The sequence below is a fragment of the Streptomyces sp. NBC_00224 genome (assembly GCF_041435195.1).
Lineage (GTDB): Bacteria > Actinomycetota > Actinomycetes > Streptomycetales > Streptomycetaceae > Streptomyces.
The window spans coordinates 4,357,950-4,378,552 of sequence record NZ_CP108106.1; the positions used below are offsets into that span (position 1 = coordinate 4,357,950).

Annotated in this window: 18 protein-coding genes; 8 read left to right on the forward strand and 10 right to left on the reverse strand. The window is 72.0% G+C overall.

Annotated features, from left to right (window positions below):
* Positions 1 to 44 precede the first annotated feature (44 nt).
* The 3 genes from OG965_RS19215 to OG965_RS19225 all read right to left on the reverse strand — a co-directional run bounded on the left by OG965_RS19215 (position 45) and on the right by OG965_RS19225 (position 3,500).
* On the reverse strand, positions 45 to 1,094 hold the full coding sequence (locus tag OG965_RS19215) for a Zn-dependent alcohol dehydrogenase (RefSeq protein ID WP_371653317.1): 1,050 nt from the start codon (positions 1,092 to 1,094) through the stop codon (positions 45 to 47).
* Positions 1,091 to 2,245, reverse strand: a complete 1,155-nt coding sequence (locus OG965_RS19220; RefSeq protein ID WP_371653318.1) for an acyl-CoA dehydrogenase family protein — start codon at positions 2,243 to 2,245, stop codon at positions 1,091 to 1,093. Before OG965_RS19220 ends, OG965_RS19215 begins: the two co-directional genes overlap by 4 nt.
* Before the next feature lie 319 nt (positions 2,246 to 2,564).
* Complete coding sequence (locus tag OG965_RS19225) at positions 2,565 to 3,500, reverse strand: SDR family oxidoreductase (RefSeq protein ID WP_371653319.1); 936 nt, start codon at positions 3,498 to 3,500, stop codon at positions 2,565 to 2,567.
* An 86-nt stretch (positions 3,501 to 3,586) separates the two neighbouring features.
* On the opposite strand from OG965_RS19225, the gene OG965_RS19230 reads away from it, so the two are divergent.
* Positions 3,587 to 4,525 carry a cyclase family protein gene (locus tag OG965_RS19230; RefSeq protein WP_371653320.1) on the forward strand — a complete coding sequence of 313 codons (939 nt, stop codon included), beginning with the start codon at positions 3,587 to 3,589 and terminating at the stop codon, positions 4,523 to 4,525.
* 305 nt (positions 4,526 to 4,830) lie between these two features.
* On the opposite strand, the gene OG965_RS19235 is transcribed toward OG965_RS19230, so the two are convergent.
* From OG965_RS19235 to OG965_RS19250, 4 genes are all read right to left on the reverse strand, one after another.
* The gene (locus OG965_RS19235; protein WP_371653321.1) at positions 4,831 to 5,322 is read right to left on the reverse strand and encodes an ATP-binding protein; all 492 of its coding nucleotides are present in this window, start codon (positions 5,320 to 5,322) and stop codon (positions 4,831 to 4,833) included.
* Positions 5,323 to 5,795: 473 nt separating this feature from the next.
* A complete protein-coding gene (locus OG965_RS19240; RefSeq protein ID WP_371653322.1) occupies positions 5,796 to 6,668 on the reverse strand; it encodes an acyl-CoA dehydrogenase family protein in 873 nt (290 codons plus the stop codon).
* Positions 6,668 to 7,801 (reverse strand): acyl-CoA dehydrogenase family protein, encoded by a 1,134-nt coding sequence (locus tag OG965_RS19245; RefSeq protein WP_371653323.1) that lies wholly within the window; start codon positions 7,799 to 7,801, stop codon positions 6,668 to 6,670. Before OG965_RS19245 ends, OG965_RS19240 begins: the two co-directional genes overlap by 1 nt.
* The gene (locus OG965_RS19250) at positions 7,801 to 8,994 is read right to left on the reverse strand and encodes an amidohydrolase family protein (protein WP_371653324.1); all 1,194 of its coding nucleotides are present in this window, start codon (positions 8,992 to 8,994) and stop codon (positions 7,801 to 7,803) included. Before OG965_RS19250 ends, OG965_RS19245 begins: the two co-directional genes overlap by 1 nt.
* 142 nt (positions 8,995 to 9,136) lie before the next feature.
* On the opposite strand from OG965_RS19250, the gene OG965_RS19255 reads away from it, so the two are divergent.
* Complete coding sequence (locus OG965_RS19255) at positions 9,137 to 10,660, forward strand: class I adenylate-forming enzyme family protein (RefSeq protein WP_371653325.1); 1,524 nt, start codon at positions 9,137 to 9,139, stop codon at positions 10,658 to 10,660.
* 255 nt (positions 10,661 to 10,915) lie between these two features.
* Here OG965_RS19255 and OG965_RS19260 read toward each other — a convergent pair whose 3' ends face one another.
* Positions 10,916 to 11,290: an STAS domain-containing protein gene (locus OG965_RS19260; protein ID WP_371653326.1), complete on the reverse strand. Its 375-nt coding sequence runs from the start codon at positions 11,288 to 11,290 to the stop codon at positions 10,916 to 10,918.
* 239 nt (positions 11,291 to 11,529) lie between these two features.
* Between OG965_RS19260 and OG965_RS19265 the strand changes: the two genes are divergently transcribed.
* The 3 genes from OG965_RS19265 to OG965_RS19275 all read left to right on the forward strand — a co-directional run bounded on the left by OG965_RS19265 (position 11,530) and on the right by OG965_RS19275 (position 15,025).
* Positions 11,530 to 12,108, forward strand: a complete 579-nt coding sequence (locus tag OG965_RS19265) for a sigma-70 family RNA polymerase sigma factor (RefSeq protein WP_371653327.1) — start codon at positions 11,530 to 11,532, stop codon at positions 12,106 to 12,108.
* The gene (locus OG965_RS19270) at positions 12,105 to 13,340 is read left to right on the forward strand and encodes a zf-HC2 domain-containing protein (RefSeq protein WP_371653328.1); all 1,236 of its coding nucleotides are present in this window, start codon (positions 12,105 to 12,107) and stop codon (positions 13,338 to 13,340) included. Before OG965_RS19265 ends, OG965_RS19270 begins: the two co-directional genes overlap by 4 nt.
* Positions 13,341 to 13,684: 344 nt before the next feature.
* On the forward strand, positions 13,685 to 15,025 hold the full coding sequence (locus tag OG965_RS19275; protein ID WP_371653329.1) for a hypothetical protein: 1,341 nt from the start codon (positions 13,685 to 13,687) through the stop codon (positions 15,023 to 15,025).
* 22 nt (positions 15,026 to 15,047) lie between these two features.
* On the opposite strand, the gene OG965_RS19280 is transcribed toward OG965_RS19275, so the two are convergent.
* Positions 15,048 to 16,385 (reverse strand): ABC transporter substrate-binding protein, encoded by a 1,338-nt coding sequence (locus OG965_RS19280; protein ID WP_371653330.1) that lies wholly within the window; start codon positions 16,383 to 16,385, stop codon positions 15,048 to 15,050.
* A gap of 173 nt (positions 16,386 to 16,558) precedes the next feature.
* On the opposite strand from OG965_RS19280, the gene OG965_RS19285 reads away from it, so the two are divergent.
* Both OG965_RS19285 and purU read left to right on the forward strand, forming a co-directional pair.
* On the forward strand, positions 16,559 to 17,008 hold the full coding sequence (locus OG965_RS19285) for a hypothetical protein (protein WP_371656989.1): 450 nt from the start codon (positions 16,559 to 16,561) through the stop codon (positions 17,006 to 17,008).
* 42 nt (positions 17,009 to 17,050) lie between these two features.
* The gene (purU, locus tag OG965_RS19290; protein WP_371653331.1) at positions 17,051 to 17,902 is read left to right on the forward strand and encodes a formyltetrahydrofolate deformylase; all 852 of its coding nucleotides are present in this window, start codon (positions 17,051 to 17,053) and stop codon (positions 17,900 to 17,902) included.
* Between the two features lie 226 nt (positions 17,903 to 18,128).
* On the opposite strand, the gene OG965_RS19295 is transcribed toward purU, so the two are convergent.
* On the reverse strand, positions 18,129 to 19,511 hold the full coding sequence (locus tag OG965_RS19295; protein WP_371653332.1) for a transcriptional regulator: 1,383 nt from the start codon (positions 19,509 to 19,511) through the stop codon (positions 18,129 to 18,131).
* A gap of 358 nt (positions 19,512 to 19,869) precedes the next feature.
* On the opposite strand from OG965_RS19295, the gene OG965_RS19300 reads away from it, so the two are divergent.
* Positions 19,870 to 20,547: a bifunctional DNA primase/polymerase gene (locus tag OG965_RS19300; RefSeq protein ID WP_371653333.1), complete on the forward strand. Its 678-nt coding sequence runs from the start codon at positions 19,870 to 19,872 to the stop codon at positions 20,545 to 20,547.
* The last annotated feature ends 56 nt before the right edge of the window (positions 20,548 to 20,603 follow it).

Sequence of the window (20,603 nt, forward strand, 5' to 3'; positions counted from 1 at the left end):
CTTCAACCACTTTTCGGGCGGGGGGACTTGCCGCCGCCCCGACCTCAGAAGGTCAGCACCCCGCGAGCCACCCTCCCCTGCCGTGCGTCGTCGACGGCCTTCGCGAAGTCCTCCATGGGGTACGTCTCCGTCACCAGCTCGTCGAGGAGCAGGACGCCGGTGCGGTACAGCTCGGCGTACCGGGGAATGTCGTGCTGGGGCCGTGAACTCCCGTACCGGCAGCCGAGGATGGACTTGTCCAGGAACATCGCGGCGGGCGCGAACGTCGCCTCGGCGGTCGGCGCGGGCATGCCGAGCAGGATCGCCTGGCCGTGCCGGTCGAGCAGGTCGACGGCCTGCCGGACGAGCCCTACGTGGCCCACGCACTCGAAGACGTGGTCGGCGCCGGTCGCCAGGACCTCCCGTACGCCGTCCACCGACGTCAGGAAGTGGGTGGCGCCGAACTGCCGGGCGGCGGCCTCCTTCGCCGGGTTGGTGTCGACGGCGACGATCGTCCGCGCGCCCGCGATCCGGGCGCCCTGCAGGACGTTGAGGCCGATGCCGCCGGTGCCGATGACGACGACGGTGTCGCCGCGGTCGACGCGGGCCCGGTTCAGTACGGCGCCCACGCCGGTGAGGACGGCGCACCCGATGAGGGCGGCGGAGACGAGCGGAAGGTCGGGAGGGATCTTCACGGCCTGAACGGCCTTCACGACCGTACGTTCGGCGAAGGCGGAGTTAGAGGCGAACTGGTGGACGGGCGCGCCGCCGCGCGAGAACGGCCGCCCGGGCCGTCCGATCGCCTTGCGGCACATGGTGGGCCGCCCCCGGTCGCAGTCGCCGCACGCCCCGCAGTTGGCGAGAGTGGAGAGCGCCACGTGGTCGCCCGGCGCGACATGGGTGACGCCTGCCCCGACCGCCTCGACAACGCCCGCGCCCTCGTGGCCGAGCACCACGGGTACGGGGAAGGGGATCGTCCCGTCGATGACGGAGAGGTCGGAGTGGCAGAGCCCGGCGGCGGCGATCGCCACCTGGACCTCGCCCGGCCCCGGCTCGCGTATCTCCAGGTCGTCGACCACCTGTGCGTGCGTACCGTCGAACAGAACACCTCTCACTGGCCCCTGGCCTCCCTCGGCAGGCCGAGCACGCGCTCGGCGATGATGGTGCGCTGGATCTCGTCGGAGCCGCCGTAGATGGTGTCGGCCCGCGAGAAGAGGAACAGCCGCTGGAACGCGTCGAGTTCGTACGGCCGCTCCTCGCTCCAGTCGTACGGCCCGACCGCGCCGGCCGCGCCCCGTACGGCCATGGCGAGCTCACCGAGACGCTGGTGCCAGCCGCCCCAGAGGAGTTTGGCGACGCTGGGGGCGGCGGGGTCGCCGCCGCCGAGGGTGCGCAGCGCGTTCCAGCGCATGGTGCGGAGCTCGGCCCACTGGCGGACGATCCGGTCGCGGAGGAGGGGGTCGATGGTGCCGCCTTCCGCGCCGCTTTCCGCTCGCCGGATGACGCGCTCCAACTCCGCCTCGAACCCGATCTGTTGGGCCAGGGTGGAGACTCCGCGTTCGGCGGCGAGCAGGTCCATGGCGACGCGCCAGCCGTTGCCCTCGCCGCCGACGAGGTGGTCGGGGTCGGCGCGGGCGCCGTCGAAGAAGACCTCGTTGAACTCGCTCGTCCCCGTCAGCTGCCGGATCGGCCGGACCTCGACCCTGCCGCCCGGCTGGTCCATCGGGACGAGGAGGAGGGAGAGGCCATGGTGGCGGTGCGAGCCGGATTCGGTACGGGCGAGCACGAAGCACCAGTCGGCTTCATGGGCGTACGAGGTCCAGATCTTCTGGCCGGAGAGGCGGTACGCGCCGGTGGAGTCGCGGGTGGCGCTCGTACGGACGGCGGCGAGGTCGGAGCCGGCGCCGGGCTCGCTGTAGCCCTGACACCAGATCGCCTCCCCGCAGGCGATGCCGGGCAGGAAGCGGTCCTTCTGGGCGGGGGTGCCGTGGGCGAGGAGGGTGGGGGCGAGGAGGTTCTCTCCGATGTGGCCGAGGCGGGGTGGGGTGTTTGGGGTACGGGCGTATTCCTCGGCCCAGACGACCTGTTGGGTGAGGCTGCCCGTGCGGTTCCCGTACGGGGTCTCGCCCCACCCGAGCCCGATCCATCCCCCGTCGCCGAGGGTTCGCTCCCACTGGCGGGGGGCTCTGTCGGGCGGGTGCGCGTCGAGCCAGGCGCGGGCGTGGTGGCGGAAGGTGTCGTCTTCCGGGGGGAAGGTGAAGTCCATTGCGGTGCCTCTCTGGTCGCGTGGCGGTGCCGATCCCCCACCCCGCCCCTTCCCTAAAGCCCTCTGGCGGGCGGCCGGGGGCTGCGCCCCGGGGTCCGGTGTTCGTCTGCGGGTACGTGGTGGGCTGGTCGCGCAGTTCCCCGCGCCCCTGAAGTAGCCGTACCCCCTAGGGGCGCGGGGAACTGCGCGAGCAACCCAGCACGGCCCGCAGACGAAAGAAGCGGGGTGCAAGCCCCACGAGGGGGTGCAGGCCCGCTCGGGGGTCCGGGGGCGTAGCCCCCGGGAACGGGCCTCCACCACCCACCCACCCCCGGAGGGTTTAGGGAAGGGGCGGGGTGGGGCCATCATTCGGGCGCGCACCGGAGCCCGCCGCGCGCTCCATCTCCCCCACCCGCTCCAGCAACGGCATGGGATCCACCCCCACACCCCCCGGCAGGAACTCCGCGATCCGCTCCGGCGTCCACGCGCCCTCCGCGACGTACCCGGCCCGCAGCTCCCGCGGCTGCGCCCAGACCGCGATCTTGGGCCCGGCGACCGTGTACACCTGACCGGTGATCCCGGCCGACCGGGCCGAGTCGCTGAGCAGATAGACCACGAACGCCGCCACGTCCTCCGGCTCGCCGATCTCCTTGAGTTCCATGGGGACGTTGGCGGACATCCGGGTGCGGGCGACGGGCGCCACCGCATTCGCCGTGACCCCGTACTTGTGCAGGCCCAGCGCCGCGCTGCGGACCAGCGAGATCACGCCGCCCTTCGCCGCGCTGTAGTTCGCCTGCGCCACGCTCCCCTGGTGGTTGCCGCTGGTGAAGCCGATCAGCGTGCCCGTGCCCTGCTTCCGCATCACCGCCGACGCCGCCCGGAACACGGTGAACGTGCCCTTGAGGTGGGTGGCCACCACCGGGTCCCACTCCTCCTCCGTCATGTTGAAGAGCATGCGTTCGCGCAGGATCCCCGCCACGCACACCACCCCGTCCACCCGGCCCCACCGGGTGAGCGCGGTGTCGACGATGCGCTGGCCGCCCTCCATCGTCGAGATGTCGTCGGCGACGGCGACCGCCTCGCCGCCCGCCGCCTCGATCTCCTTGACGACCGCGTCCGCGATCTCGCTGCTGGGCGAGGCGCCCTCGATCGAGACGCCGTAGTCGTTGACGACGACCTTCGCGCCCTGGACCGCCGCCGCGAGCGCCACCGCGCGGCCGATGCCGCGCCCCGCACCGGTCACGGCGACCACTTTGCCTGCCAAGAAGTTCCCCACGCCCGGCCCCTTCCCGCGGTTTCTGACGGACCGTTAGATTCTAGAGCCCGGCAGCCACCGGAAGACAAGACCCAGGGAGGGCCCACATGCCAGCAGCCTCCGCACTGCCCCCCGAGTTCCACGACATCGCCAAACGCGTGAACAACTGGGGGCGTTGGGGCCCGGACGACGAGATCGGGACGCTCAATCTCATCACCGACGACGTCGTACGCACCGCCGCCACCACCGTCCGCACCGGCCGCCGCATCCCCCTCGCGCTCCCCCTGGAGCAGAACGGCGTCCAGACCGGGCTGATCCCCGGCCGGGTCAACCCGCTGCACACCATGGTGCAGATCAACCAGGAGATCTTCGGCCCCGGCACCGTCGCCACCAGCGACGACGCCGTGACGTTCGGGCTCCAGGCCGCCACCCACTGGGACGCCCTCACCCATGTCTCGCACTCCGGCCGCATCTACAACGGCCGCCCGGCCGCCACCATCACCGCCCACGGCGGCGCCGAGTTCAGCGGGATCGACAAGCCCCGCCATCTCGTCTCGCGCGGTGTCCTGCTCGACGTGGCCCGCGTCCACGGCGTGGACCGGCTGCCCGGCGGGCACGCGGTCACCCCCGAGGACCTTGCGGCGGCCGAGGAGCTGGGCCGCGTCACCGTACGCGCGGGCGACATCGTGCTCGTACGCACCGGGCAGATCCAGCTCTGCCTCGGCGGCGACAAGCACGGGTACGGGTTCCCCTCGCCGGGCCTCTCCCTCCGTACGCCCGAGTGGTTCCACGCGCGCGATGTCGCGGCCGTCGCCAACGACACCCTCACGTTCGAGATCTTCCCGCCGGAGGTCGAGAACCTGTGGCTGCCGGTGCACGCGCTCGACCTGGTCGAGATGGGGATGCTGCAGGGACAGAACTGGAATCTCGAAGAGTTGTCCACAGCCTGTGCGCAAGAGCGGCGGTACGCGTTCTGGCTGTCGGCGATGCCCGAGCCGTTCGTGGGCGCCACGGGGACTCCGGTCGCGCCGGTCGCCGTGCTGTAGCGGCGGGCGGCGGGGCATACGGGTGTGGCGTACATCCACGGGTGGCGGCGCGTCATGCGCACCCCGAGCACGGCACGGCGGCCGCCACCCGGCTGCGGCGTGCTCGCCCTGCTCCCCATGCCCTGAAGGAGCCTTTGCCCTGAGCTCACGCCGAGCCACGACCCGCACTCGCCGAGGAGAGCCAGGACCGGCCCAGGACGGACCAAGGGCCAGTCCGCGCCCTCGGCGTCCCCTCGCGACGAATCGCTCATCCAAGGGTGATCAGGCCGACACGGCGCGTCAACACCTAGTGAAAGCTATGCCGCTTACGCCCGATTTGTGACAGCGCACGACGGCTCATACGCGCCCGGCTCGAACGCCCCGCCCGTACGCTCCGGCGCGCCCCCGTCGCAGCACCGGTCGACCTCGCACCAGATCGACTTGCCCACGCCCTCCACCTGCCAGCCCCAGCGGTCGGCGAGGCCGTCGACCAGCTCAAGGCCCCGGCCGTTGGTGTCGTCGCCGTCCGCGTGGCGCGGCTTCGGGGCGCACGCACTGGTGTCGGCCACCTCGACCCGGACCGTGCCGCCGTCGGCCGGTCCGTCGACGGGGCCGAACAGCATCCGCAGCACGGCCGGGCAGCCGGTGTGCACCACCGCGTTGGTGACGAGCTCCGAGATGAGCAGGATCAGGGTCTCGGCGAGCGGCTCGTCCAGCCGTATCCCGGACCCTGCCAGCCGCGAGCGAGCCCATCTGCGAGCGCGCCCCACCTCGGCGGGGTCGGCTCCGACCTCCAACTGAACTTGAAGCACCTGCACCGCTCACACCATCCGAACCGGCGGACACATCGCCTCGCGCCTCGACAAGCTCACGGAACGTGATTTCCTTACGAGACAGCATGGTTGACGTACAGTCACCGCAACAAGCGCTTCAGGCATATTCCAGCGCGAAGGAGTACGCGTGGTGCATACTGTGCGACGCACATTGCGGGGGGTCGAACAGGGGCGCGCGGGATGCCTGGGGGATCGCACCCCACGGAGGGTACCCGAGGGCGGCCCCGACTCCGGCGCGTGACGAGTCCGGCTAAGGACACAACCCGGTATCAACGCTCGGTGACGCTTCATCACGCTCCGGCCAACGCCTAAGCGCTCCGCTGGAAGGACAGGTATTCGGCTGCGGGCCGTCTGTGGCTGGTCGCGCAGTTCCCCGCGCCCCTTCGGGGCACGTGGCACCGCACCGGCCTTCGACAAGATCGCCCGGTCAAACCGCCGCCCGCCCCGCCGAGCCCCCCTCACATCGCCTCCTCCAGCGCCGCCGCCTGGAGCTCCTGCGCCGGGACCGTCGGCAGCCACCGCTCGCGCCGCAGCCACGCCCGCTTCAGGTGCAGATGGACCTCCGCCTCCCAGGTGAAGCCCATCCCGCCGTACACCTGGAGACAGTCCCGGGCACACCGCACCGCCGCCTCGTCGGCCAGCAGCTTGGCGCCCGCGATCTCCACCGGGTCGCCGGTCACGGCCGCCGCGTACACGGCGGCGCGGGCCACCTCGGTGCGGACCAGCATCTGCGCGCACAGGTGCTTGACCGCCTGGAACGCGCCGATGGGCTGCCCGAACTGCTCGCGCTCGCGAGCGTGTTGGACCGCCATCGCGGTGGTGCGGCCGGCGCTGCCCAGCTGCTCGGCGGCGGTCAGCAGCGCCCACTCCGGCGGCCCCTTGTCCCCGCCGTCCGGCAGGCGGTGCAGGGGGGTGAGCGGGTCGGCCGAGCGGATCGGCTCGGCGCCGGCGACGTCTCCCCGTACGACGTCGGCCTCCTCCAGCCACTCCACCAGGCCTCCGTCGGGCGCGGTCACCACCGCCCGGCCCTCGGCCGCCCCCTCGACCAGGCCCGCCGCCAGATGCGTGGCGATCAGCGGTCCGGGGAGCAGCGCCCGCCCCGCCTCCTCGAAGAGCAGCACCGCCTCGGGCAGCCCGAGCCCCACCCCGCCCGCCTCCTCCGGCAGCCGCAGCGCGAAGAACCCGGCCTCGCCGAGCGCCCGCCACAGACCCCGGTCGAGCCCTCCCCCGTCGACGGCGGCCCGCAGCGCCGTCGAGTCGAAGCGCCGGGCGAGCAGCTCCCGTATGCCCGCCCTCAATGCCCGTTGGTCATCCGTGAGTTGGAAGTCCATCAGCGGCCCTTCGGCAGGCCGAGGATCCGCTCGGCGACGATGTTCTGCTGGATCTGCGAGGTGCCGGCGGCGATGGTGTACGAGAGCGAGGACAGCCGGTCCAGGGTCCACTCGCGGCCGAGGTCGAGGGCGTCGGGGCCGAGGACGGCGGCGGCCGCGTCGTAGAGCTCCTGGCGGGCGTGCGAGTAGCGGAGCTTGAAGACCGAGCCGCCGACCCCGGGCACGCCGCCCGTACGCTCCGACTCGCTCACGTTCCACTGGATCAGGCGCCACAGCGCGGTGAACTCGGCGTGCAGACACCCCAGTCGGCGGCGGATCACCGGGTCGTCCCAGGTGCCGTTCTTATGGGCCGCGCGGGCGATCTCCACCAGGACGCGGCGGCAGGCGACCACCTCACCGACGAAGGCCGTGCCCCGCTCGTACGACAGCGTCACCATGGTCACGCGCCAGCCGTCGTTCTCGGCGCCGACGCGGTGGCCGACCGGGATCCGCACCTCGTCGAGGAAGAGCTGGGCGAACTCGTCCGACCCGGCGAGGGTGCGCAGCGGCCGTACCGTGATGCCGGGCGCGTCCATGGGCATCGCCAGCCAGCTGATGCCCCGGTGCCTGGGCGCGTCCGGGTCGGTGCGCACCAGTAGTTCGCACCAGTCGGCGACCTGCGCGTGCGAGGTCCAGATCTTGGAGCCGCTCACCACGTACGCGTCCCCGTCGCGCACCGCCCGGGTCCGCAGCGCCGCCAGATCCGAGCCCGCGTCGGGCTCGCTGAACCCCTGGCACCACACCTCGTCCCCGCGCAGCACCGGCTCCAGCCACCGCGCGCGCTGCTCCTCGGTGCCCTCGGCCGCGATGGTGGGGCCCGCGTGCAGCAGCCCCACGAAGTTCGCGCCGACATAGGGTGCCCCCGCGCGCTCGGTCTCCTCCAGGAAGATCAGCCGCAGGGTGGCGGACGCGCCCCAGTGCACGCGCGCGTACCCGGCGTCGTACAGCATCCGCTGCCAGCCGGTGTCGTACGCGCGCCGCCCCGGCCAGTCCAGCGGGTCCGGCTTCGGCGGCAGCCCCGGCAGCACGACCGCGAGCCACTCCCTGAGCCGTGCCCGGAACTCTTCCTCCTCGGGCGTGTACGAGAGGTCCATCAGCGGTCGAGGTCCAATCCCAGCATGCGGATCGCGTTGCCCCGCATCAGCTTGTACACCGTCTCGTCGTCGAGGCCCTGGACGTGGTCGAGGGCGACCTCCTTGGTGTGTGGCCATGTCGAGTCGACGTGGGGGTAGTCGGTCTCGAAGGTGGCGTTGTCGACTCCGACTGTCTTGATCGAGGCGATGCCGTGTTTGTCGCGGAAGAAGCAGCAGAAGATCTGGCGGTAGTAGTACGTGGAGGGCGGCTCGGGGATCAGGTCGCGCACCCCGCCCCAGGCGCGGTGTTCCTCCCACACGTCGTCGGCGCGCTCCAGGGCGTACGGGATCCAGCCCATCTGACCCTCGGAGTACGCGAGTTTCAGGCGCGGGAACTTCACGAGAACGCCGGAGAAAAGGAAGTCCATCATCGACGCCATCGCGTTGTTGAAGCTGAGCGAGGCCTGCACGGCGGGCGGGGCGTCGGGGGAGGCGGCGGGCATCTGACTGCTGCTGCCGATGTGCATGTTGACGACTGTGCCCGTCTCTTCGCAGACCGCGAAGAACGGATCCCAGTAGCCGGAGTGAATCGACGGGAGCCCTAGGTACGTCGGGATCTCGGAGAACGTCACCGCCCGCACCCCGCGTGCTGCATTGCGCCGGATCTCCGCGACGGCGAGGTCGATGTCCCAGAGTGGGATGAGACAGAGCGGGATCAGGCGCCCGCCACTGTCCCCGCACCACTCCTCAACCATCCAGTCGTTGTACGCCCGCACACAGGCCAGCGCGACCTCCTTGTCCTTGGCCTCAGCGAACGTCTGCCCACAGAACCGCGGGAAGGTCGGGAAGCACAGGCTCGCCTCGACGTGATTCATGTCCATGTCGGCGAGCCGCGCCTTCGGATCCCAACATCCCCGCCGCATCTCCTTGCGGGTGATGCCCTCCAGCGTCATGTCGTCGCGGTCGAAGCCGACGGCGGCGATGTTGCGCTTGTACGGGAACTTCAGGTCCTCGTAGATCCACCAGTCGGTCGGCGGCCCTTCCGGGTCCATGGTGATCCGGCACTTGCCGCCCACGTAGGCCAGTTCACCGATCCCGGCGGTCAGCGGGTGCGGCCCGCGCTCGCGGTACCTGGCCGGGAGCCAGGTCTCGAAGAGGTGGGCCGGTTCGATCACATGGTCGTCGACGCTGACGATGCGCGGCAGTTCGGTCATGCGTGGCCTCCGCCCGACTTGCATATCTGATGGCCCGTCAGAAATCAGGCTAGCCCCGCACCCCTGGACCGACAAGGCGGTGCGCCCTACGCTCTGCCCACGATCTGACTACTCGTCAGTTATGCGCTCACTGGGGGTCGAAGTGAACGACGCCGAAGCGAACGACACCGCATACGCACTGGGCGCCTCGCGCACCCTCTGGGAACTGGTCGCCCGCCGCGCCGCCCTCACCCCCGACCGGCCCGTCCTGCTCCAGGACGACCGCTCCCTGAGCTTCGGCGAGCTGCGCGACCGCGCCGAGCGGGTGGCGGCGGGCCTGTACGGCCTGGGCGTACGGCCCGGCACGGTGGTCGCCTGGCAGCTGCCCACCCGGATCGAGACCGCGCTCCTCTCGTTCGCCCTCGCGCGGCTCGGGGCCGTCCAGTCGCCCGTCATCCCCTTCTACCGCGACCGCGAAGTGGGCTTCGCGCTACGGGAGTCGGCGGCGGAGTTCTTCGCGGTGCCCGGGGTCTGGCGCGGGTTCGACCACACCGCGATGGCGGCCCGGCTCGGCGCACGGGGCGTCTTCGAGGCGTACGGGACGCTCCCGGACGGCGACCCGGCCGTCCTGCCGCCCCCGCCCGCCGACGGCACCACCGTCCGCTGGATCTACTGGACCTCGGGCACCACCTCCGACCCCAAGGGCGTGCTGCACACCGACCGCTCGCTGATCGCGGGCGGCTCGTGCCTGGCGCACGCGCTGCACCTGTCGGCGGACGACGTGGGCTCGATGGCGTTCCCGTACGCCCACATCGCCGGGCCCGACTACACGGTGATGCTGCTCCTGTACGGCTTCCCGGCGGTGATGTTCGAGCAGTTCGCGCTGCCGGACGCGCTGGAGGCGTACCGCAAGCACGGCGTGACGGTGGCGGGCGGGTCGACCGCGTTCTACTCGATGTTCCTGGCCGAGCAGCGCAAGCGGCCGGGCACCAAGGTCATCCCCTCGCTGCGGCTGCTCGCGGGCGGCGGGGCGCCCAAGCCGCCGGAGGTCTACCGCTCCGTCGTACGCGAGATGGGGGTGCGGCTCACCCACGGCTACGGCATGACCGAGGTCCCGATGATCACGATGGGCTCGCCGGACGACACGGAGGAGAACCTGGCGACGACGGAGGGGCGGCCGCCCGAGGGCATGGAGATACGGATCGTCGACGGCGAGGTGCGGTTGCGCGGGGAGGCCGTGTGCCAGGGGTATGTGGACCCCGCGCAGACCGCCGAGGCCTTCGACGCGGACGGGTTCCTGCGCACGGGCGATCTGGGGTACGTGAAGGAGAGCGGGCATCTGGTGCTCACCGGGCGGCTCAAGGACGTGATCATCCGCAAGGGCGAGAACATCTCGGCGAAGGAGATCGAGGACCTGCTGGCCGCGCATCCGGCCGTCGGGGACGTGGCGGTGATCGGGCTGCCGGACGTGGAGCGGGGGGAGTTGGTCTGCGCGGTGGTGGAGCAGGTGCCGGGTTCGGTGGAGTTGACCCTGGCCGGGGTCACCTCCTATCTGCGGGCGCAGGGCCTGTCCGTGCACAAGCTGCCCGAGCAGGTGGAGGTGGTGGACGCGCTGCCTCGTAACGAGACGTTGCGGAAGGTACTGAAGTATCGGTTGCGGGAGATGTTCGGGGGTGGTGGGGGCTGAGTTCTCGACGACGGGTTGTGGGTGGCTGGTCGCGCAGTTCCCCGCGCCCCTAAAAGCGGATGCCGCGCAGCGGCATTTCTAGGGGGCGCGGGGAACTGCGCGAGCAACCCACCACGGTCCGCAGGTCCAGAGGGGTGAGGGGCGCGGGGAACTGCGCGAGCAACCACAACCGACCCGCAGACAAACACCGGGCCAAAAAGGGGCGCGGGGAACTGCGCGACCAGCCCACCACCGGCCCGCAGACAAACCCCGGGCTCACGCAGAAAGTGGCTCCGAGTGGTCCCCCGCCGCCGCGTCCACGTCCCCGTACACATCGAACAGGCGGCGGACGCCCAGCGCCGCCAGCACCCGGTTCACATGCGAGCCCTCGACCGCGCCCCGCGCCGGGAGGATCAGGCGGAGGCGGCCGCGGCAGGAGCGGAGAAGGCGGCGGGTGGCGATCAGGACGCCCACGCCGCTGGAGTCGCAGAACAGCACCCCGGACAGATCGAGCACCAGATCGCGCCGGCCCGCCGCCACCGCTTCGTGGACCACGCGCCTGACCTGCGGCGCCGTCACCAGGTCCAGTTCCCCGCGGACGCACACCACGGCCCATCCGCCCTGCTCGGCCTCGTTCACGATCAGCGTCACGCGTCCGGTACCTCTCTGTGCCGTCGGCCCCCGCCCGTACCGGCGCGCCTTCCCGTACCGGACCGCGCGAAACCACTTCGCCCCTATCACGACCTGCCCGTTCGGGGGCGCACTTGCCGCAAAGGAGCGCTCGTTCTCGACCGAGCGCACTACATTCGAGGAGACACGAGTACACAGGGGCGCGGACAAAAGACACAAAGATCGCAGAACGGTACACGCGTAGACGGTTGGGGAGCCGCATGGCGAAGGACGCACCACCTCGCTGGGACCGCAGAATGCAGCAGCGCCTGGCGCGCGGCGAGGCGGCCGCGCTCGGCGAGCTGTACGACCGGTTCGCCTCGCTCGTGCACAGCCTGGCCCACCGTGTGCTCGGCGAGGACTCCGCCGCCGACCAGATCACCCGCGAGGTGTTCGGCTACGTGTGGGAGAACCCGGACGCGTACGACCCCAAGCAGGGTTCCATGCGCTCCTGGGTCGCCAAGCTCACCCAGCGCCAGGCCGTGCTGCGGCTGCGCCAGGCCGAGGCGGCGCAGTACGCGGAGCGCGGCGGCTCCACCGAGGAGCTGGAGGCCAAGGTGCTGCGGGCCACCGCGGCCGCCCGCGCCGACTACATCGTGACGTCCATGCCCGCGCCGCTGCGCCAGGCGCTGGAGCTGGCGTACCACCAGCGCCGCGACTACCGGCAGGCCGCCGCCGACCTCTCCATCAGCGAGGACGAGGCCCGGCGCCGGCTGCGGCTCGGGCTCCAGCTGCTGTCCACGGCGAACACCCGCCCGCCGGAGGGGTCCTCGCCGCCCGGTTACGGACGTGCGCTGTGAACGGGCCCGCCGAGCAGGGTCCGCCGCTTCCCGACGACGAGAACGGCACGCCGCGCATACCGCCACCGCGCCGGGCCGCGGACGACATCGAACGGTTGCCGTCCCTCTTGCCGCCCCCGCCGCCGGAGCCGGTGGTCCGCTCGCACGCCATATTGAAATCGCTGCTCGGGGCGTGGGCGCTGACCGCGTGCTCGACGGAGGAGACCGAGGCCGTGGAGGCACACCTCACCGAGTGCGCGCCCTGCGCGGACGAGGCGCTGCGGCTGCGGGACGCGGTGGGGCTGCTGCACACCGACCGCAGCCTCGACCTGGACCCGCTGCTGCGGTCCCGGGTCCTGGAGAACTGCCTGGGCCGGCGCCCGGCGCGCATCCCGGTGCCGGACTGGGCGTCCGCGTACGACGCGGAGGCCGCCCGGCTCGACGCGCTGCTCAACGACTTCGGCGACGCGGAGTGGCACGCGCCGGTGCGGCTGAAGTGGTTCGAGCGGGAGCAGCAGGTGAGCCGCAAGACCACGGTGGCGGGCGTGATCGGCCATCTGATGGCGGTGGACGGCCTCGTGGCGGCGGCGCTGGGCCTGGACGACCCGTCGGGCGGGAGCCTCCCTTCGGGTCCGACGGCCCGCACCGAGGCCTTCTGGACCTCGACGCGCTTTCCGCTGACGCGGGCGGTACGGGAGCCGTGGCGCGAGCAGACGCACACGCTGATCCGTACGGTGTCGTTCGCGGGCCGGGGTGCGGCCGAACTGGCCGTCCCCTACGGCGACTTCGCCCTTCCGCTCCAGGACGCGCTCCTCGACCGGGCCTTCGAGTGCTGGATCCACGCGGGGGACATCGCGGACGCGGTGGCCTACCCGTACGACCCGCCGTCCGGGGCGCATCTGCACCGGATGATCGACCTGGCGGCGCGGATCCTCCCGGACACCCTGGCCGCGCGCCGGCGTGCGGGTCTGGCGCCGCCGCCGCGCCACCTGGTCGCGGCGGGCTCGCCCGGGCGCTCCCTGCGCCTGGAGATCGAGGGCGCGGGCGGCGGTGACTGGTACATCGCGCTCGACTCCCCCGCGGCGGTCGGCTCCCCCGACCACGAGGTGGCCCACATCGCCCTGGACGCCGTCGAGTTCTGCCGCCTGGCGGCAGGCCACGTCCCGCCGGAGGACGCGGCGGCGGGCCGCCTGGGCGACCGCGAGGCGATCCGGGACGTGCTGCTGGCGACGGCTTCGCTGAGCAGGTTGTAGCCCCACCCCGCCCCTTCACCTAGACCCTCCGGGGGTGGGTGGGGGGTAGAGGTGGTTTCCCGGGGGCTTCGCCCCCGGACCCCTTTTGCGGGGCCTGCGGCCCCTGCACCCCGCTTCGGGGCTCCGCCCCGGACCCCGCTCCTCAAACGCCGGAGGGGCTGAATGTGCCCGGACCCCCTTCTGCCTTTAGGGGCGCGGGGAACTGCGCGACCAGCCCCCACCGGGCCCGCAGACATATCAGGGGTCCGGACCCCCGGGGCCCGAACCGGGTGGGCGTGGCACCCCGGGGCGGGGACCCGGTAGCGTGGCTCGATGATTCCGTAGTCCCACGCGTAGGAGTCCCGGTGACGCAGAGCCGACAGGGTGACGAGCCGCAGCTGCCCGCTGCACGGCCCGCACACGAGGGCGTCGTGCTGCCCGCCGACGGATCCACCCCGTTGCCCCCGGGCCCGCCCGGAGCCCAGCCCTGGGGGCAGCCCTGGGGCCCGCAGGACCCGGCGCCCGTCTGGGGGCAGCCCCTGCCCGCCGAGAGCGGCGACGCCACGCAGTACATCGCCCCCGTCCCGGCGGCGGACGGCGGCGGCGCCGAGGTGACGCAGTACCTCACCCCGCCCCCGGCGAACGCCTCGGACGCGACCCAGTACATCGCGCCCGTCCCACCCGCCCCGGGCGCCTCCGACGCCACCCAGTTCCTCGCCCCCGTGCCCCCGGCGCCCCCGGGCGCCCTCCCCCCGGAGACCCCCGGCGGCGCCGAGGCGACCCAGTACCTGCCGCCGGTTCCGGCCGCCCCGCAGGACACGCCGTACGGCATACGTCCGGGCGCGCCCGAGGAGCGGCAGCCGCCCGCCGAGTTCGACAGCCTCTTCCGCACCGACGGGCCGCCGCAGGGCCAACGCCCCGGTGAGAACCAGCAGTTGCCCCGGTTCGCCCCGGCCCCGCCGGTCCAGGTCCAGGTGCAGCCCCAGCAGCAGGCCGCCCCGGCGTACCAGCCGCCGCAGCACCAGGCTCCGTACGACTCCTACGACTCGTACGACGACGAGCCCCCGCGCCGCTCCCGCCTCGGTCTGATCGCCGCCATCGGCATCGGCCTCGCCGTCCTCGGGCTCGGCGCCGGGTATCTGATCAGCGGCACCGGCGGAGGGGACGGGGGCGGGAAGAAGAACGACAACGCGCCCATCGCCGCGACCACCCCGACCGCCGGCAGCGGTGACGGCAAGGCCGCCGCCGACCCCGCCAAGGCGCAGGCCGTCGAGCTCGACAAGCTGCTCGCCGACAGCAACAACAGCCGGGACGCGGTCATCGGCGCGGTGGCCGACATCCGCGGCTGCGACAAGCTGGACGCGGCCGCCACGAGCCTGCGCGACGCGGCCCGCCAGCGCGGCGAGCTGGTCACCCGGCTCCAGAAGGTCGCCGTCGACAAGCTGCCGAACAACGCCAGGCTCACCGCCGAGCTCACCAAGGCGTGGCAGGCGTCCGCGTCCGCCGACAACCACTACGCCGCCTGGGCCGACCAGTCCGGCAAGGACAAGGGCTGCAAGCACGGCCACGCCCGCCGTACGCCCGACGCCGCCCAGGGCGACCGCGCCAGCGGCGAGGCGACCCTCGCCAAGAAGCAGGCGTCGGGACTGTGGAACGCCATCGCGGGCAAGTACGGCCTGACGAAGCGGTCTTCCGCCCAGCTCTGACCCGTAACCCCGGAGGGACGCGTCAGCCCAGGGCCGACGCGTCCTCCAGCGTCGTGCTCACATCCGTGAAGCCGCGCTGCGCCGCCGTGAGCCGCCCGGCCTTCACCACCTGGAACGTCACATCACGGTTGACGATCCGGGGGAAGTCCGGCGCCGCCAGCATGTCCTCGAACTTCCACCGCAGCGCCGGCGTCAGCCCGCCCGTCTCCACGCTGACGCCCTTGTTGAGCGCGCGGATGAGGTCGTGCGCGGCCACGCCGTTCTGGTCCAGCGACTCGACGACCTTCTTCAGGACGGTGTACGCGATCCAGGTCGTCTGGACACCCGCGTCCGCCGGGTCGATGGACTCGTCCCGGAACGCCTGCTCCCGGATGACCTGCCGCATCGGCCCCCAGCGCGCATCGCCCGCATCCGGGTACCAGCCGGTGATGTACGCGCCCTCGAACGGGCCGTCCGCACCGCCCGTGCGGTCGATCAGCGGCTGCCCGACCGAGCCGAGCACCGAGGCGATCTGCACCTTCTGGCCGTCGTCCTCGACGCGCCGGAACGAGTCGAAGAACGTCTCGGTGCGGGCGCCGAGGACTGCGGTGACGCACCCCTTGCGGGCCCGCTCGGCGGCCGCCTTCCGGCCGATCTTCCCGGGCAGTTCGGGGTCCGCCCCGGCCCGTACCAGCGCCTCCTGGGCCTGCGGGGTGTAGTCGCCCGCGTCCTCGGTCGTACGGATGTCGGCGGACGGCTTGCGGTGGCCGGTGGTCAGACCGGAGTTGAGGAGTAAGGGCATGATGTCGCCGGAGACGGTGTCCGGCCGCACCAGGGCGACCTTCTCGCACCACACCGCGAGCTGCTTGCCGGTGCCGGCGAGCAGGGTGGCCTGGCCGCCGTTGACGGGGTAGGAGAGCGCGCTGGTGAACTCCTCGTCGGAGACGCCGTATCCGCCTATGTACGGGATCCCGGCGGCCTCCAGGGGGGCCATGAAGGCGCGGCCGTGCTGGCTGTAGGAGCCGACGACGGCGACCGCGTTCTCCTTGACCGCGCGGCGGGCACACTCGGCGGCGCCGGTGGCGGTGTTGTGCTCGTTGCAGGTGAGGACCTTGAGCTTGTGCCCGTCGATGCCGCCGTGGGCGTTGACCCAGCGCGCGTACGCCTCCGCCATGGACGGCATTCCGGGCATATTGGTCGCGCGGGTGCTGTCGGGCGCCCAGGTCATGACCGTGACGGGAGCCCTGGAGCCCCCCGCGGTTCCAGGGATCACGCCACAGCCGGTCACCAGCGAGGCTCCGACCGCCGTACACACGGCGACCAGCGCGGCCGCCACGGAGTGGAAGGGGCGGGGGGAGGAGGAGCTGCGCCATCCGGTCATGTCCCTGCACAATTCCGCCTCATGGGTAACGGCAGAGTGAGCACTTCCCAACACTGGGTGACGCGCGGGTGAATTACGGGGGCGCCTGGGCCCCGGGGGAACATGAACGTACGATCGAACGCGTGCAGCAAGGTTCAGCCAGCTCTTCCCGTCGCGGCCGTCGCTCCCCCACCATGGGCGGCATGCCGTTGAATGACATGCCGTGGTGGCGCTGGCGCGCGAACGTGCGATCCGCGCTGCACATGCTCTCCGACGATGCCTTCCAGCAGGAGGTGTGGCTGGCCGGACAGGAGGGGTACGGGGACATCACCGACGCCGTCTACCGGCTGGTGGAGGACACCTGGCTCGACAACTGGTCGGCCGAGAAATACGTGGGCACGGTCTTCCGGGACTCCGGTGAGGCCGCCCTCGTCGACGTGGCGGTGCTGCGGGTGCTGCGGATCATGCACCAGGTCGGCGCGGACGCCCCGGTGTCGGGGTTCCTGGCCCACCACGGGTGGCCGGAGGCGGTACGGGCGGCGCGCGAGGCGCATGTACGGCTGGCGCTGAGCGACGGGGACGACCCGGACGTACAGCCGCGCTCCCTGGAAGTCCTGAGCATCCTCACCCGTTCCGCATCCTGAGCGGGACGGAGGGCGGGGTGCCGGTTATGACATCCTGCCTGGATGACTGACCAGTACGTCCTCACGCTCTCCTGCCCGGACAAACAGGGCATCGTGCACGCCGTGTCGAGCTATCTCTTCATCACCGGCTGCAACATCGAGGACAGTCAGCAGTTCGGAGACCGCGACTCGGGTCTCTTCTTCATGCGGGTCCACTTCTCGGCCGAGGCGCCCGTGACGGTGGAGAAGCTGCGCGCCAGCTTCGCGGCCGTGGGCGACGCCTTCCAGATGGACTGGCAGATCCACCGCGCGGACGAGCGCATGCGGATCGTACTGATGGTGTCGAAGTTCGGCCACTGTCTCAACGACCTGCTCTTCCGCTCGAAGATCGGCGCGCTGCCGGTGGAGATCGCTGCGGTGGTCTCGAACCACACGGACTTCGCGGAACTCGTGTCCTCGTACGACATCCCCTTCCGCCACATCCCGGTGACGAAGGAGACGAAGGCGGCGTCGGAGGCGGAGCTGCTCTCGCTCGTACGGGAGGAGCGCGTCGAGCTCGTCGTGCTCGCCCGCTATATGCAGGTCCTCTCCGACGACCTCTGCAAGCAGCTCAGCGGCCGGATCATCAACATCCACCACTCCTTCCTGCCGAGCTTCAAGGGCGCGAAGCCGTATCACCAGGCGCACGCCCGGGGCGTGAAGCTGATCGGCGCGACCGCGCACTACGTCACCGCGGACCTGGACGAGGGCCCGATCATCGAGCAGGAGGTCGAACGGGTGGGACACGAGGTCACCCCCGACCAGCTGGTGGCGGTCGGCCGCGACGTGGAGTGCCAGGCGCTGGCGCGGGCGGTGAAGTGGCATGCGGAGCGCCGGATCCTGCTGAACGGCCGCCGCACGGTGGTCTTCGCGTAACCCCATCTGGGGGCGAGCCCCCAGTCCCCCGTTTGTCTGCCGTTTGTCTGCGGGCCCGGTGGGGGCTGGTCGCGCAGTTCCCCGCGCCCCTGAAAATGCCGCTGCGCGGCATCCCCTGGGGCGCCCCGAAGGGGCGCATCTCAGGGGCGCGGGGAACTGCGCGAGCAACCCAGCACGGTCCGCGGGCGAACGGGGCCCCGGGGCGAAGCCCCCGGGAAATGGGGGCCTAGGCCGCCTGGACCTCCAGGCGTGCGCCGAACTCCCGTACCGACGGCTCGTCCGCGTACGGCTCCAGGCGTTGCTGGAGGTCGTCGAGATAGTCCGCGCCGCGGTTGGTGCGCAGCGTGGACAGCAGGTCCACCGCCCGCGTACCCGTGGCGCAAGCCAGCTCCACCTCCCGCTGCTGCACCTGCGCCGTGGCGAGCAGGATCAGCCCGATCGCCCGGCGCCGCGCCCGTGTCTCGGGGTGGCCCGCCAGGGACTCCTCGGCACGCCGGGCGGCCGCCTCGGGCTGCCCCAGGTCCCGGTGGCAGTGGGCGAGTTCGTCCGCCAGGTACGCGTGGTCGAAGTGGGCGATCCAGGAAGGGTCGTCGCCGGAGTCGGCGGAGGCCGCCTCCATCGCCGCCAGGGCCCGCCCCGCCACCGTCTGGCACGTACGCGCGTCGCCGAGCAGCGCGTGCCCCCGCGCCTCCGCCGCGAAGAACATCGCCTCGGCGCGAGGGGTGACCCGGCCCCGCGAGCCTTCCTGGGCGGCACGCGCCAGTTGCGCGATCTCGCGCGGGTTGCCCAACTGGGCCGCGAGATGGCTCATGGAGGCGGCGAGCACGTACCCTCCGTAGCCCCGGTCCCCCGCCGCCTGGGCGAGCCGCAGCGCCTGGATGTAGTAGCGCTGCGCCAGACCCGGCTGGCCGGTGTCGACGGCCATGTAGCCCGCCAGTTCGGTGAGTCGCGACACCGCCGCGAACAGCTGGCGCCCGACCGTCTCCCGGTACGAGCCCGCGAGCAGCCCGGACACCACGCTGTTGAGGTAGTGGACGACGACCGGACGTACGTGCCCCGACCCGAACCGGTGGTCGAGCTCGACCAGCGCGTCCGTCATCGCCCGCACCGCGTCGACGTCCGCGACCCCGACCCGCTGCCCGGCGTTGCGCGCGACCTGCGCGTCCGCGCCGGTGATCAGCCAGTCGCGGCTCGGCTCGACCAGCGCGGAGGCGGCGACCGTGGAGCCGGTCAGGAAGTCGCGGCGGCCCACGTCGCTGCGCCACAGCTCGCAGACCTGCTCGATCGCGCCGAGGACGGTGGGCGAGAACTGGAGCCCCACCCCCGACGCCAGGTTCTTGCCGTTCGCCATGCCGATCTCGTCGATCGTCACGGTGCGCCCGAGCTTGCGCCCCAGCGCCTCCGCGATGATGCCCGGCGCCCGTCCCCTGGGCTGCTGGCCGCGGAGCCAGCGCGCCACCGATGTCTTGTCGTACCGAAGGTCGAGCCCGCGCTCGGCGCCGACCATGTTCACGCGCCGGGCGAGACCCGCGTTGGAGCACCCGGCTTCCTGGATGAGCGCCTGCAGCCGTTCATTGGGCTGGCGGGCGACTAGCGGCCTGGCTGCCATGTGAACCCCCTGATGCGGCAGTTGATCACTACTGTGATCACTGCCCTGCGAAAAGGCAGAGAATGCGAAGGAAGCGAAGGAAAGCGCGGGAAGCAGAAAATGCACCGTAAATCGGATGAATGACGGTCGCGCGTGATGTCGGCGGTGGTGGCGATGTCGCGATGGTGAGGTGATGTCGAACTAACGGGCGTATTGCCTGTTTCCCCGGAGCCCCCCGCATGTGGCTACCCGCCATGAGAGGCGCGGCCCCACGCGCGCCCCCGTCCATGCACCCATGCGCCCCGGATGCAGGATCGATGCTCCTGCGCCGCCCGGCGCGCGCCCGTAACCCGAGGTGGTGGCGGGAGTTGAGTTCTGCGTGGAAGAGACCATCACAGGCACGGAAGCCGCACAGATTCCCAAGCAGCGCGGTGACCAGCTCCTCGACAGCGCGGTGCGGTACGCGGAAGAGCGGCACTGGGACGTGTTCCCCGGCACCTGGCTGGAGGCGGCCGAGGGCGTGGAGCACTGCTCGTGCGGCGACGCCGCCTGCCCGTCGCCGGGGGCGCACCCGTCCCGGCCGGACTGGGCGACCCAGGCCACGGGGAGCGCGGTGGCCGCCCGCCGCATGTGGTCGAAACAGCCCAGGTCGTCGATCCTGCTGCCCACCGGCCGCACCTTCGACGCGATCGACGTCTCGGAGTCGGCCGGCTTCCTGGCGCTCGCCCGGATGGAGCGCATGGAGCTCACGCTCGGCCCGGTCACCTGCACCCCGGACCGCCGGATGCTGTTCTTCGTGCTGCCCGGAGCCGGCGCGAAGGTCCCCGACCTGGTGCGCAAGCTGGGCTGGACGGTCTCCTCGATCGACCTGATCACCCGCGGCGAGGGGGACTACGTGGCGGCCCCGCCCACCCGCATCGGCGGCCACGGCGCGGTGCAGTGGGCCCGCCGCCCCACCCCCGCCAACCGCTGGCTGCCGGACGCGGAAGAGCTGATCAGCCCCCTCGCGTACGCCTGCGGACGCGAGGCCGCCGCCGCCCGGGCGCGCCACTCGTAGGGTGTCCCCGTAGACGTGCGTACGAACGCACGGACGGGGACGAAAGGCGCACCACC